At 60.5% G+C, this 13547-nt stretch carries 12 protein-coding genes and 1 pseudogene; 9 read left to right on the forward strand and 4 right to left on the reverse strand.

From position 1 onward, the window contains the following. Nucleotides 1–60 precede the first annotated feature (60 nt). From OKW41_RS09265 to OKW41_RS09275, 3 genes are all read right to left on the reverse strand, one after another. Nucleotides 61–1407 carry an MFS transporter gene (locus OKW41_RS09265; RefSeq protein WP_429572277.1) on the reverse strand — a complete coding sequence of 449 codons (1347 nt, stop codon included), beginning with the start codon at nt 1405–1407 and terminating at the stop codon, nt 61–63. A 90-nt stretch (nt 1408–1497) separates the two neighbouring features. Next, the gene (locus tag OKW41_RS09270) at nt 1498–3030 is read right to left on the reverse strand and encodes a bifunctional 3-(3-hydroxy-phenyl)propionate/3-hydroxycinnamic acid hydroxylase (protein WP_429573374.1); all 1533 of its coding nucleotides are present in this window, start codon (nt 3028–3030) and stop codon (nt 1498–1500) included. Nucleotides 3031–3086: 56 nt separating this feature from the next. After that, the gene (locus OKW41_RS09275) at nt 3087–3938 is read right to left on the reverse strand and encodes a fumarylacetoacetate hydrolase family protein (protein ID WP_429446493.1); all 852 of its coding nucleotides are present in this window, start codon (nt 3936–3938) and stop codon (nt 3087–3089) included. A 147-nt stretch (nt 3939–4085) separates the two neighbouring features. Here OKW41_RS09275 and OKW41_RS09280 point away from each other — a divergent pair, with 147 nt between their 5' ends. From OKW41_RS09280 to OKW41_RS09295, 4 genes and pseudogenes are all read left to right on the forward strand, one after another. Next, nucleotides 4086–4652, forward strand: coding sequence for a VOC family protein (locus OKW41_RS09280; RefSeq protein ID WP_184059845.1), 567 nt, complete (start codon nt 4086–4088; stop codon nt 4650–4652). A 113-nt stretch (nt 4653–4765) separates the two neighbouring features. Beyond that, nucleotides 4766–5578, forward strand: a complete 813-nt coding sequence (locus tag OKW41_RS09285) for an IclR family transcriptional regulator (RefSeq protein ID WP_429572278.1) — start codon at nt 4766–4768, stop codon at nt 5576–5578. Between the two features lie 510 nt (nt 5579–6088). Continuing rightward, a pseudogene (locus tag OKW41_RS09290) lies at nt 6089–6154 on the forward strand (transposase); the annotation flags it as partial. A 258-nt stretch (nt 6155–6412) separates the two neighbouring features. After that, entirely contained in the window at nt 6413–7588 is a 1176-nt protein-coding gene (locus OKW41_RS09295; RefSeq protein ID WP_429572279.1) for an FUSC family protein, read from the forward strand. A 49-nt stretch (nt 7589–7637) separates the two neighbouring features. Here OKW41_RS09295 and OKW41_RS09300 read toward each other — a convergent pair whose 3' ends face one another. After that, a complete protein-coding gene (locus OKW41_RS09300) occupies nt 7638–8300 on the reverse strand; it encodes a TetR/AcrR family transcriptional regulator (protein ID WP_429446499.1) in 663 nt (220 codons plus the stop codon). Nucleotides 8301–8435: 135 nt separating this feature from the next. Here OKW41_RS09300 and OKW41_RS09305 point away from each other — a divergent pair, with 135 nt between their 5' ends. The 5 genes from OKW41_RS09305 to OKW41_RS09325 all read left to right on the forward strand — a co-directional run bounded on the left by OKW41_RS09305 (nt 8436) and on the right by OKW41_RS09325 (nt 13335). After that, a complete protein-coding gene (locus tag OKW41_RS09305; RefSeq protein WP_429446501.1) occupies nt 8436–9728 on the forward strand; it encodes an NAD(P)/FAD-dependent oxidoreductase in 1293 nt (430 codons plus the stop codon). A gap of 83 nt (nt 9729–9811) precedes the next feature. Beyond that, nucleotides 9812–9955 carry a DUF3331 domain-containing protein gene (locus OKW41_RS09310; protein ID WP_429572280.1) on the forward strand — a complete coding sequence of 48 codons (144 nt, stop codon included), beginning with the start codon at nt 9812–9814 and terminating at the stop codon, nt 9953–9955. A 428-nt stretch (nt 9956–10383) separates the two neighbouring features. Continuing rightward, entirely contained in the window at nt 10384–11163 is a 780-nt protein-coding gene (locus OKW41_RS09315; protein ID WP_429572281.1) for an acetoacetate decarboxylase, read from the forward strand. Nucleotides 11164–11191: 28 nt separating this feature from the next. Next, nucleotides 11192–11974, forward strand: a complete 783-nt coding sequence (locus OKW41_RS09320; protein ID WP_429446503.1) for a 3-hydroxybutyrate dehydrogenase — start codon at nt 11192–11194, stop codon at nt 11972–11974. Nucleotides 11975–11985: 11 nt separating this feature from the next. Continuing rightward, the gene (locus OKW41_RS09325) at nt 11986–13335 is read left to right on the forward strand and encodes a DUF3734 domain-containing protein (protein ID WP_429446505.1); all 1350 of its coding nucleotides are present in this window, start codon (nt 11986–11988) and stop codon (nt 13333–13335) included. The last annotated feature ends 212 nt before the right edge of the window (nt 13336–13547 follow it).

The raw sequence follows: 13547 nt of genomic DNA on the forward strand, positions 1-13547 counted from the left end.
AATACTGCATGGATACCTCTTGTCAGAGACGGTGCCGGACGCGTCGTGGCTCGATTCGGCTCAACGCAACAGTTCGCCGCTCAGTCCATCTGTCTTCGAAGGCGACCCGGCCCGAGACTTTCCCGCCGGCAACCCATAGCTCGCAAGCAGCGCGACCGTGCATGCGGCGATGACATACCAGGCTGGCGCTGCCAAGGAGCCGGTCATGCGAATCAGCATGGTCGCCAGCAAGGGCGCAAAGCCGCTGAATACGACAACGGCCAGGTTGTAAGCCAGCGCGATTCCGCTGAATCTGACCTGGACAGGGAATTGGTCGGCGAGCACCGACGCCCATGTCCCGCTTGCCAGTGAAAAAACCACGCCGGCAAGCACAAACAGCACCACCGGATTGACGGTATGACTCGCCAGCGCTTCATAGAACGGGTAGCTCAATGCGATCAGCAGCGCCGCTGACGCGCGAAGCAGGTACCGGCGTGGAATCTTGTCCCCGAGCCAGCCTGCGGCGAGGAGGCCGAGGGAACTGACGATCAGATAAGCGTTCTGGGCAATTGCCGCGGTCCGTGGTGCATAGTGCAGCTGCTGGACGAGGTAGGCGGGCATGTGGCCATAAAGTATGCCGTTGACGCCGGCCATCACGGCGATCGCCAGTGCCCCCGTCGCGACCGCTTTGCCATGACGTCGCAAGGTCTCGCGAAACGGCTGTTTGACGACAGCTCCTTGCATCCTCTTGAACTCGGGCGACTCGTCCAGATTACGGCGCATCAGGTAGGACGCGATCCCACAAACGCCGCCGAAAAGAAACGCGATCCTCCAGCCATACGCCGCCGCGTCCGTGGCGGACAGGTAGGTCTGGATGCCGAGGTTGACGAATGTGGCCAGCAAAACACCTAAGTTCACCGCGCAGATAATAATGCCCGCGGCGAGCCCCGCCCGATGCGGCGCGGCTTCCACTGCATAGGTAATCGCGCCGGGCATTTCTCCGCCGACGCAAAAACCCTGAAGCATGCGCAGCAGGATCAACAGGATCGATGCGGTCATGCCCCAGCTCTGAAAGTTGGGCAGCAGACCAAGACAGATCGTCGCGGTCGTGACCACAATGATTGAGCCGAGAAACACGGGACGCCGGCCATACCGGTCGCCCCAGCTACTGAGCACAATTCCGCCGAGCGGTCGGATCACGTACCCGATTGCGAGCACGGAGAAAGTAGCCAGCATGCTGACCAGCGACGACGAGTTCGGGAAAAACTGGGCCGCGATGTTATGGGCAAAAAAGCCGTAGACGATGAAATCGTAAAACTCCAGCGAGCCGCCAAGGCTTGCGATGAGAATCATCTTCCACTGCGACCGGGACAAGCCGGATGGCTGTGAACTGTCGGCGCCGCCGACCGGGTTGTGGGATATTCCCATGACTCCTCCAATTTGATTATCGGATTCTTTGTCCGATGGTCTACGTGCGTCGACCGCGAGACATCTCGCGTGACAACCGGGGTTGCGGGCTCACATGGCCACAGCACCTTCGGTTTGCAAGCCGGGTACGGCGTGATGCAGAAGGTTTTGCAAGGATTCACCGTCCTGCGCGACGCCGTACACATACCGGTCGGGGCGTACAAGCACCGCTGGAGCGTTGATCGACTCCAGCCACTCGCGAACAGCCGCTCCATCGCTGGCCACAATCCCGACGCCCGCTTGCGCAGCGCTATTGGCGACGTCGGGGTATTTACGGAGCAATTCCGGTCGCGCAAGCAGCGCAAACCGATAGCCGACCACGTCATCCACGAGTTGTCCGTCCAGCAGGCGGGGTTGCGGTGCAATATGCCCGGCCACGCCCGATGGTTCATCGATCCATGCGCCCGGGCCAAGCCTGGGTTGTGGGGTCACAAAATTGCGAATCGCTGCGCTCATTTCTTCATCACGGACTTCGGCCAGGTCTGACCTCGTTGTTTGAATGACTGAGCCGAGCTGTACCGCCGTTTCGATAAATAAGCGCACGTGCGGCGAGCGTTCGGATTCGTAGCTGTCGAGGAGGGTATCGGGCGCTTCGCCATGAATGACGGCACCAAGCTTCCACGCGAGATTCGACGCGTCGCGAATACCGGCTCCCATCCCCTGGCCCATAAAGGGTGGCGTCTGATGTGCGGCATCGCCTGCAAGCAGCAGTCGGCCACGGCGCCAACCGTTCGCCACGACCGAGTGAAATGTATATATGGCAGAACGTTCGAGGCGCGCATCGGCCGGAGAAATCCAGCGAGCGAGTTTGTCCCACAGCCATTCGGGGGACGTGAGTTGCGTCACGTCATCACCGGGCATCACCATGATTTCCCAGCGGCGCCGATTTCCGGGACCGCGCGTGTAAGTGGTCGGGCGCGCCGGGTCGCAGTATTGGACCGAGTAGTCGCCAAGATCGGGCCGCGGTGCATCGAGCAATACGTCGACCACAACCCAGCGTTCATGCGATTTCAGATCGGTCAATTCGGTGCCCATAAAGCGTCGCGCAATCGAGCGCGCACCGTCGCAGCCGACTACATATCGCGCGGTGGTACGTCCAAGTTTGCCGCAGCACGTATCCTCGAAGCGCAACTGGACGCCATCGCTCGCCTCGTCAAGCGCGAACACTTCGTGGCGCAACCGGACGTCAACGCTCGATTGCTGCGCAAGACGCTCGCGTAACGCATTCTCGAGATCGGGCTGATGGAACTTGTAACTCGCGCTCCACCCCTGTGGTCCGATACAGGTTGGCCGTTGCCAGTCGATCAGCAACTTGCCTTCCCCGTTCACGAATTTCATGCCGGGACCCACGAACAGCTTGGGTAGCAGCTTGTCGGTTAAACCGAGGGTTTGGAACACGCGCATGCATTCACCGTCGAAATGCACCGCGCGAGGAAGCGCGAAAATCTCCTTGTCTCGCTCCAGCACCAGGACCCGCAAGCCTTCGATTGCCAGCAGGTTCGCGAGCGTCGCCCCGGTGGGCCCGAGACCGATAACGGCCACGTCGTAGTCGCCCGCGTGCGTCGAAATAGTTTTCTCTAACATGTCTTGTTCCGCCAGATAAGACGCCGAGCGCACACGAACGCGCCCGGCTACGAGTTTTACGCTTCGTCGGCGATTGGATTGGACAGAACGCCGATCCGGTCAACCTCCACTTCCGCCACATCGCCGGCCTTCATGAACAGCGGCGGATTGCGCTTCGCGCCGACGCCGCCAGGCGTGCCGGTCACGATCACGTCTCCTGGAGAGAGCGGGGTGAACGTCGACAGGTAGGCAATCTGTTTGGCAATGCCGTGAATCAGCATCTGCGTCGTCGCGCGTTGCACTTCCTGTCCATTCAGGCGGGTGACGAGCGTCATCACTGCGTTGGGTTCAATCTCGTCGCTCGTCACCATCCACGGTCCGAACGCGCCGGTGCGATAGAAATTTTTGCCCGGGCCCCACTGGCCCGTATGAAGCTGCCAGTCACGCACGGAACCGTCGTTGTAGCAGGCGTAGCCAGCGATGTGATTCCACGCGTCGGCCTCAGCGATGCGTCGTCCACCGCGCCCGATGATGACGGCAATCTCACCCTCATAGTCGAACTTCTGCGACTCAGGCGGACGCAGCATCGGCTGGCCATGGCCAACCTGGGAAGCCGGCACCCGCATGAAGATGACCGGATGCTCGGTGGTTTCGCGGTTGGTTTCCTTGACGTGGTCCGCGTAGTTGAGTCCCACGCAAAAGATTTGTTCGGGGTTCGGGATCACAGGCAGCAGCGTGACTTCCGACAGCGGGTAGTCGCCCTGCGTGCCATCGGCGGCCTGCGCGGCCTCGCCGAATGCGTCGGCGGCAATCAGTGCCTTCAGATCGGCATAGCGGCCGCCGAGACGCTTGCCAAGGTCGAACACGGTTTCATCGCGAACGATGCCGAACGATGAGCCAAGGTGGGTGGAGAAGCTGGCGAGTTTCATTGAAGCTCCGGATAGATAAAAAGTCGATAGGATCAACGCCTCGATTCGTAAAAAAACCGTGCATTTATCTTATTGTGAGAATAAACTAATTTTAGTGGATGTCACAACGTGTTTTTTGTTAGGGTTTATCACTACTTGGAGACAGGCATGAACGGTATGAAGAAAGCGAGGGCAGGGCTGTCCCTCAGTCACATGGGCTTCTATGTGAGCGACATGGCGCGCGTGGAGGACTTTTATACGCGGGTGATGGAATTCACCGTGACGGATCGGGGTTCGCTGCAGACGCCGCACGGCGCTGTGCAGTTGGTATTCCTGAGCCGCGATCCCGCGGTGCATCACCAGATCGTGCTCGCGAGCGGCCGCCCCGAGCACTTGGCGTTCAACCCGATCAACCAGATTTCGTTCACAGCTGACAGCCTTGCCACGTTGAGGCGGTTTCATCGGCAGTTCATTGCGGAAGGCCTGCAGGAAATCAACCCTGTCACCCACGGCAATTCGGTTTCGATCTATGCGCGCGATCCCGAGGGCAATCGCCTCGAGCTCTACATCGACACGCCGTGGTACGTCGACCAGCCGATGCGGGTGCCGGTGGACTTCGGCTTGCCCGATGCTGAACTGATGGCGGCTGTCGAACGCCACGCAAGAACGCTATCGGGATTCAGGCCGCGAAGTGTCTGGCAAACCGAAATGGCCGAGCGCATGGGGCTTGCATAAGCGTGGCGCTGCGTGGCTCGCGTGCGACTGTTTCCGCGCGGTGGTCGAAGGTCAATGGCGATCTTGCCAGTGGATATAATTCCGTTCACACACGAGGAGGCGCAGCGCAATAGATGTCGAGCATTACGAGACTTTTATCCATACTCGAGCTGTTTTCGGAGGCGAAGCCGTTCCTGTCCGTCGAAGACGTTGCCGCCGAACTCGATTGCTCAACCCCAACGGCTTATCGCTATGTACGCGAGCTCCTGGATGCTGGCTTGCTCGTCCGGTTTGCAGGAGGAGACTATGGTCTCGGCCCTCGCATCATCAAGCTTGACTACCACCTGCGCATGTCGGATCCGCTGCTTGCGGTCGGGCAGCCGATCATGCGTGAGTTGAGTGAACACTCCGGCTTCGATGTGGTGATGTCGCGCTGGTACGGTAACGAACTCGTGGACACGCATCGTGAGACTCACGGCGCGGCGCTTGACCTCCGGTACGGCCGGGGCCGTACTCGCCCCCTGTTTCTCGGCGCCGCTCCAAAAGCGATCCTGTCCACCTTTCCGAAGGCCAAGCTCGCGGTCCTGTTCGATCAGTATGCTGACGAGATCGCGCAAAGCGGCCTTGGGGCGACACTCGACGAGTTTCGCGCGTCGCTGCTCAAAATTCGGCGGGCCGGTTGTTATCTGTCGAGGGGCGAACTGGAAAGCAACGTTTCTGCACTGGCGTCGCCGCTATTTGCGGACGACTCCGGTGAAGCAGTCGGTTCGCTTGCGGTGATCCTGCCGACCCAGCGACTCGAATTTGCCAATCTCGACCGTCTTGTCGAATCGATCCAGGAGGCAGCGGCGCGAATCTCGCAGCGTACGCGTGCGTTGGTTGAAAGTCGGGGGACCGGAGCCATCACGTCGTCGCACACCGTTGCGCGAGGCAAGCGGTCCGCATGATGGAGGTCACGTGAACGTCATTCGATCGCGCTCGCGCACTTGAACCTCGGTGGGTTCCGGGGGAAGCTTGTCACGCTTGGCTGCGTTGATTGTGTTGTCCTCGAGGGCGTCGGAACGGAAGCGAACGTCGGACGGAGCGTTGATAGCGGCGGGTACTGCGCACGTGGGTACTGTCAGGATTCTTGCGAGACTTTTTCTGCTGCTTAGCGACTGAACTGCCCCATATATAAACGAATCCTTTATCGAGGCTAGCGACTATTATAATTTGTCATCCTATCAAATGATGGTCGCGAGCCATTCTCACGCGCCACGCGAAACGAACCTTTGAAGACCTAAGCATGTCAGATCGTACTCTTACGAGCGCCGCCGGCGCACCCTATCGGACCGCTCTGCAATATGTGCTGAGCACGCTCAGGCAGAAATCCTGTGAGGCTTGTATCCGGCCAACACGCATCTAGGTCAGGAAGAAGTGGCGAAGCGTCTTGATGTCTGCACGACGCCCGTACGAGAGGCGCCCGCTACAAGATCATGACTCTCAGCGCGGATGAGTTCATGCGCCGCTTCCTGCTACACGTAGATGTATACCTAGATATTTGCAAGATTAAACAATGTTTTATCAATGTGAAGGAGCAGGGAAGTTCGTCAGATCCTCCACTCACGGAGCCCGTCGTTTGGTGCGGTCAAAGATCAACGGGTTGTCGATCCAGGCAGGCGGCACTCGCGACAAACGAACTGGTAGCACGAACGCGTAGACCGACGTCGTCAGGAGAGGGCCGTCTTGAAGCCGCAAAAAGGCGGTTGGTCACTTGCGACCCTGCCGGATGCGGCTCTGAAGTGTCGACAGACAAGACGTGCAATCCGGAGCGCCGTCGGAGCGAAAACGCGATCTCTGCCTTCGATTCAGATTTCATTACCCAATCATCTGGCCGCTTCACAAATCAATCCCAAATGAGAAGACCTTTCTTGCCGCCCCGCGTACTGAAAAGCCTGCTCGGCTTCAACGACGGCCCGTGGCGGTGGTCGGCCGGCGTCGGAGGGGGCGTCGCCATGGGCGTGCCTCTGACCGCGTTCACGCTGGCCGGCCACCAGTCACTCGGGCTCATCACTTCTCTCGGCGCCTTCACGGCTCTCTACGGCTCGACGCTGCGCCTGGGCGACCGGCTCCAGGCCTTGCCGTTCGTCGCGGCGGGGTTCGTGGCCGCCTCCACGCTGGGCGTACTGTGCGCGACGAATGCATGGCTGACCATCGCCTGCCTCGTCGCCGTGGCTGCGCTCGCCAGCATCATTCTGCTCGGTGTCGGAATGGGCCCGCCCGGGCCGATGCAGTTCGTGCTGGTCGCCGGTGTCAGCGGTCATCTGGCCGCTTCCGCGCGTTTCAGCGGTTCGGCCCTTGGCGTCTTTATGATCCCCTCTCTGGTCGCGGTCGGCGCGCTCAGTGCGTACTTGCTCGTGATCGCACCCCTCGCGCTGCCGCTTGTGCACCAGCGCAAGGGCGAAGCGCCCAGCTTGCGCATGCGGTTTCCTCCCAGCTTGCTCGACGGGGAAACGGCCACGATCGCCGCGAGGGTGATCGTTGCGGTTGCCAGCGCCGGCTTGCTGAGCCTGTCTTTTGGGGAGCACCGTGCCTACTGGACGGTTATGGTCGCGGGTGCGGTGCTGCAGGGCAGCCACGTCTCGCGCTCAAGTGCCATTCGGGCCGTGCACCGCGTTGTGGGCACGGTCTTGGGCGCGGCTGTCTTTGGCTTGATCCAGCTCGTCGACCCGAAAGGCCTCTGGCTCGTCGGGGTCCTCGCGCTGCTTCAGTTCGCGATCGAAGTCGTGGCCGCGCGGCACTACGCCCTGGCCCTGACCTTCATTACCCCAACCGCGTTGACCATCTCAGCGGTGGGCGGGACGAGCGCTCCCCTCGCCCTCGTCGGCGAGCGGATCGTGGACACGTTCCTTGGGGCGGTCATCGCCATGGTAGTTCTCTTGGGCAGCGAATGCGTCAGTGGACGACGCGCACGATAAGCAGGTGGAGGATTCTGGGCTTGTCGCGAAGCGCATTGGGTCTTGCTGATTACTTTCTGATCATGTTCAGCGCCGTGTCCCGCACCGCGCGCTTGAACCTGGTCTGATCTTCAGGAAGTGACGAGAAAGCCCGAAGCATATGGTGGTAAGCCACGGTATTGCTGATGGCGTTCATCAGCATGGAAAACATGACTTCGGGGTGGTGCGGTTTCAATTCCTTCGCCCTCGATGCATCTTCGAGCAAAGGCACGAACACGTCGTGATAGGGGCGCACCAGACGCCCGATGAGTATGTTGAAGCGCTCGCCTTCTTCGGTCGCGGCAGTCGAAAAAAACATACCAAGGTCGGGTTCGTCGAAAACCTGATCGATGAAAAGAACCACTGCGTGTTCGACACGCTCACGCGCACCTAGCGTGGCCGAGCGCAACCTGGCTGTGGCGTCGATCATTGGCGCAGCCTGATCCGCGATCTGCTCTACCACCGCAAGCCATAGCGCTTCTTTCGACCCGAAATGATGCGCGATCAGCGCCGGGTCGACACCCGCGTCGCGCGCGATTTCCCGCACGCTGGTAGCGTCGAATCCACGCTTTGCGAAGGTGTGCCGGGCATTTCGCAGGAGAACGTCGGCACCGACGGAAGCACTGTACGCGGGTCGTCCGCGGGTACGCTTTTTCTCGATCAGCTTGGCAGGTCCTGACGTTACGTCGTTCATTTGGGTGTGAGTTGTGGATCGTCAATTCAGCCGGAGTTTAACTGACGGCGCGTGAGACGCTGAGGAGGGCCACGGTTTGACGGAGCTCGTGCTTTAGGCTACGATGTGATTTATTCATCACGCGTTGAATTTATTATGTCACAACCAATACGGATTGTCATCGTTGGCGGCGGGATTGCGGGAATTTTGCTGGCTACCCGACTCGGCGACCTGTTAGGGCGTAGCGGCCGGGCCAGCGTCACGCTGATCGACAGCAGCCCGACGCACATATGGAAGCCGATGCTGCACACCATTGCAGCCGGCACGCGCGATGTTCAGCAGCAGCAGGTGATCTACCTCGCCCATGCCCGCGATCACGGCTTCACCTATCAGCCCGGCGCAATGCACGGGCTCGATCGAAGCCGGCGGCTGGTCCAGCTCGACGAGCTCAGGACGCCGGGAGGTGAAGTAGTGCTCGGTCCGCGAACGGTCGGGTACGACGTGCTTGTGCTGTCGCTGGGTAGCCGGGCGAACGATTTCGGCGTGCCGGGCGTGAAAGAGCACTGCCATTTCATCGACAGTCAAAAACAGGCCGAAGCGTTCAACGCCGCGTTGCGAGCGCGCGTATTTCGAAGCGTCGCGAAGGACGAACCACTGCGTGTGGCGATCGTCGGCGCGGGTGCAACGGGTGTTGAGCTGTCCGCTGAACTGAGCCGCTTGCTTGACGTTGCGTCGAGTTACGGAGACCCGACTGTGCGAGAGCGGCTGAGTCTGACGCTGCTCGAAAGCGGCCCGCGCGTGCTCGGGGCGTTTGCGCCGGAGATATCGGCATCGAGCCAGTCGCAGCTCGAGCATATCGGTTTTCGCGTGCTGACTTCGGCGCGTGTTACCGCGGCAGAGGCGAATGGTTTTCGCCACGGCGACGGCACGCTTGCCGAGGCCGATCTGATGGTCTGGGCAGCGGGCGTCAAGGCGCCGGATTTCATGAACAATCTCGACGGACTCGAAACGAACCGGTCCAACCAGATCGTCGTCGGAGCGAGTCTGCAGTCTTCGCGTGACGATCACGTGTTCGCGCTTGGCGATTGCGCAAGCCTGACACTCGCCGGTCACGAACGGCAACTTGCACCGACCGCGCAGGTCGCCACGCAGCAGGCCGAGCATCTCGCGCGTCACCTTCCGGGGTGGCTTGCAGGCAAGCCACTTGCCGATTTCCGTTTCCGCGATTTCGGTTCGCTCGTCTCGCTGAGCGACTACAACGCGTTCGGCACGCTTGGGCGCTTCGGACTCTTTCGTGGCGGTTTCGTGCGCGGACGTTTCGCTCAACTGAGTCACGCCATGCTCTACCGGCGCCATCAGCAGGCTCTCCATGGCTTTCGAAAGGCGACGCTGCTGTGGACAGCGGAACAGATCAACGGTCTCGTCCAACCGAAGATCCGCCTGACCTGAAAGTGGCGCCGAACCCTTTGCAGACCCTGTCGGTTTCCTGGTGCGATTCGTGCAGCGGTCGCTGTGATTACCAGCCCTGACGGGTGTTCATCGCGAAGTGGCCGGGGACGTGCGTGTTGAGCGGTCATCCGATTGAGGCGGGCGACGCCGTGTACTCTCCCAGAGCAGGCGATCCGCCGCCGCGAAACGCAGGTGCAATGATCGTCGCGGCTTCCGTTAATGTCTAACTGTGACTTTGCGCGCGTTTATATTCTCGGGGAGGCGGTTTCGAATGGACATGCCTGAAGCAAGCGAGGCATCGGGGACGAAACAACGAGTCATGTGACAATTAATACGTATTCCTATATGTGCGACATTGCCTCTCACGAAGCGACATCGCTACACGCGGCGTTTCGCCGATGAGAAGCTGACGCGCACAAGGATCGAACCAATTGTTGCGGCGAGGGGGACAGTGTTTTACGGCCAGCAAGGACACCGATGTATGGACCAAGGCGCTACTATTGCCAGTGCTCTGTACAACGATGCAAAGCACAGGGCCACTCGAACCCGACACGCTGTGATAAGGCAGAGGCGCGGTGTGCAGCACAGCACCTCTGGTGCGCATGCGTGGGCTTTAAAGACGCGACGTCATTTGACGTCACTACTGGAGAGATAGTTGAAAATCGAACAAATCCGCAAAGATGCTTTTGCGATGCCCGTCCACAATCCTTCCTACCCCCGCCCGCCGTTTCGCTTCCTTGATCGCGAGTACTTCATCATTTCGTACGAGACCGACATGGACGCTTTGCGCGCCGTGGTGCCGGAACCACTGACAGTCGCAAGCCCCCTCGTGCATTACGAATTCATTCGCATGCCAGACTCGTCGGGATTCGGCGATTACACGGAAAGCGGCCAGGTTATCTCGGTGAGAGATGATGTCGGCGCGCCAGGCAGCTACACACACGCGATGTACCTCGACGACGAAGGCCCGATTGCCGGCGGTCGTGAGATTTGGGGCTTCCCCAAGAAGCTGGCGAGTCCGAAATTGCGTGTTGACGGCAACGACACGCTGCTTGGAACGCTCGACTATGGCACCCAGCGCATTGCCACGGGCACGATGGGCTACAAGTACGAGCCACTTGACCTCGAGGTCGAGCGCAAGAAGCTGGCGGACACGCCGAACTATCTACTGAAAGTCATTCCGGACGTCGACGGTTCAGCCCGCATCTGCGAGCTCGTGCGCTACTTCCTGCGGGATGTCACGGTGCTCGGCGCGTGGGGCGGTCCGGCCGCGCTTGAGCTGCACCCCCATGCCTTGGCTCCTGTGGCGGATTTGCCGGTGCGCAAAATCGTCGGCGCGCGGCACGTTATCGCCAATCTCACGCTCGACATCGGGGAGGTGGCTTTCGATTACCTCGCCGAGGCGCCGGCACTCAAGCTTGCCGCGAATCAGTAAGCACCCTCTGACATATTAAGGAAAAGGCATGTCCGTAAAAGATAAGGTCGCGCTCGTGACGGGCGCTGCAAGTGGTATCGGTGAACAGTGCGCACGCAAGCTCGCGGCGCTCGGCGCGTCGGTGGTAATCGCGGACCTGAACCTCAAGGCTGCTGAGAGCGTGGCCGAGAGCATCCGTAAGGAGGGTGGCAAAGCGCTGCCTGTATCAATGGACGTGACGAGCGAAGAAGCGGTCAACGCCGGCATCCAGCAGGCTGTCGACAGGCTTGGCAGCATCGATGTGCTGGTCTCAAACGCGGGCATCCAGATTGTCAACCAGATTGAAGATTATGCTTTCTCCGACTGGAAAAAAATGCTCGCAATCCATCTGGACGGCGCGTTCCTCACGACCAAAGCTGCTGTCAGGCACATGTACGCTGCGGGCAACGGTGGGTCGATTATCTATATGGGCTCGGTCCACTCGCACGAAGCGTCGAAGCTGAAGGCTGCCTACGTGACGGCCAAACATGGACTGCTCGGTCTCGCACGCGTGGTAGCCAAGGAAGGTGGTTCGCGCGGTGTACGGGCCAATGTCGTGTGTCCGGGGTTCGTGCGCACGCCGCTTGTCGACAGGCAGATTCCGGAGCAGGCGATAGCGTTGGGCATTTCGGAAGCAGACGTCGTCAAGAACGTGATGTTGAAGGAAACGGTCGACGGCGAATTCACGACGGTGGAAGACGTCGCCAATACCGTGGCATTCCTCGCCGGCTTCGAATCGTCCGCATTGACGGGCCAGTCCATTATCGTCAGCCACGGCTGGTCGATGCACTAAGGAGCCGCCCAGTGCGTCAAGATCAAGAAACACCAGGCACACCTCGCAAGACTTTCAAGCTTCCGGCCTATGACGAGGTCGCTCTCGTGCTACAGGGTGGCGGCGCGCTGGGCTCCTATCAGGCCGGCGTCTACGAAGGCCTCGAGGAAGCTGGCATTCATCCGGACTGGATTTCCGGCATCTCCATCGGCGCGCTTAACACAGCCATCATCGCGGGCAACGCTCCGGGGAAGCGTACCGAGGCATTGCATGGATTCTGGAGCACCATCTGCCAGCCGGCGGACATGCTTGGGAACCTTGGCGCGTGGCTGCCCCGCGCCGCGGGCATGCACGACCTGTCGCGCAAGTGGTCGAGCTGCTGGGCGGCAGGCCGCGCACTCACCGAAGGGCAGCGAGGCTTTTTCTCGCCGCGCCTTCCGGTGCCCATCCCAGGGATGGGCAAGCGCTCGCCAGAAGAAGTGAGCTTTTACGATACCACCGCGCTTCGGGCGACCCTTCTGCAATTCGCCGATTTCGACAGAATCAACGACGGCGATATTCGCGTCTCCGTCGGCGCGGTCAACGTGCGCACGGGTAACCTGGTGTACTTCGACAACACCCAGATGCGCCTTTCGCCAGAGCACTTCATGGCCTCGGGTGCGCTCCCTCCGGGCTTTCCTGCCGTCGAGATTGATGGCGAATATTACTGGGACGGCGGTCTGGTGTCGAACACCCCGTTGACTGAGGTTGTAAGCGACCCGCAGCACAAGGACACCCTGGTCTTCCAGGTTGATCTCTGGAGTTCGAGCGGTGGCCTCCCGGGCGACATGCTGGATGTGTCCGAGCGCGCCAAGGACATCCAGTATTCCAGCCGGACCCGCGCTATCACCGCGATGCTCGGGTCGACCCAGCGTCATGCACAGCTCATCAAGGAGCTATTGAAGCATGTGCCGCCGGGCCTGGAGAAGCAGCATCCGCTCATCCGGGAGGCACGGGAAGTTGCCGATGGCAGTGCGGTCAATGTTGTGCACCTCATATACAAGAACAAGGCGTATGAGGGGCACTATAAGGATTACGAATTCAGCATCGACACGATGAGCGAGCATTGGCAGACGGGTCTGGACGACATTCGCGCGTCGTTTGAGCATCCGGACTGGTTTGCGATACCGAATCACGATTCGGGATTCGTGACGCACGACGTGCATCGTCCCGGGGGCGCGCCTCACGCGGCGCGGCTGGAGGGCGCTACCAAGCCAGCGCATTACTCGCGCAGGCGCCACAAAGCGGGCGTCGCGCAACCACATCTCGAAGTGGCAGCGCCGAAGTCCGCCCCACCTGGGGAAGCCACGAAGGAAGCTGTGCAGGATGCGACAGGCCGCTAGCCATCGTGGGGCCGGCCGGGTTCGGTTTGGCCGGTCCCTTTCCACGCCAGCCAAAGGGGCGCTGCCGCAGGTGAGTTCGTCCGCCTGTGCGATGGTGGCGTTCTGGAATGCGCTGTAAATTTTATAAGCGTCAGGCAGCCCGGCCGCTCGGCCAACCTGCTTCTCGCCATACACCCTATACGCCGGGCATCGTAGATTGCGACAATGGCGCT

It is taken from the genome of Paraburkholderia sp. UCT70 (assembly GCF_050434085.1).
Taxonomy (GTDB): Bacteria; Pseudomonadota; Gammaproteobacteria; order Burkholderiales; family Burkholderiaceae; genus Paraburkholderia; species Paraburkholderia tuberum.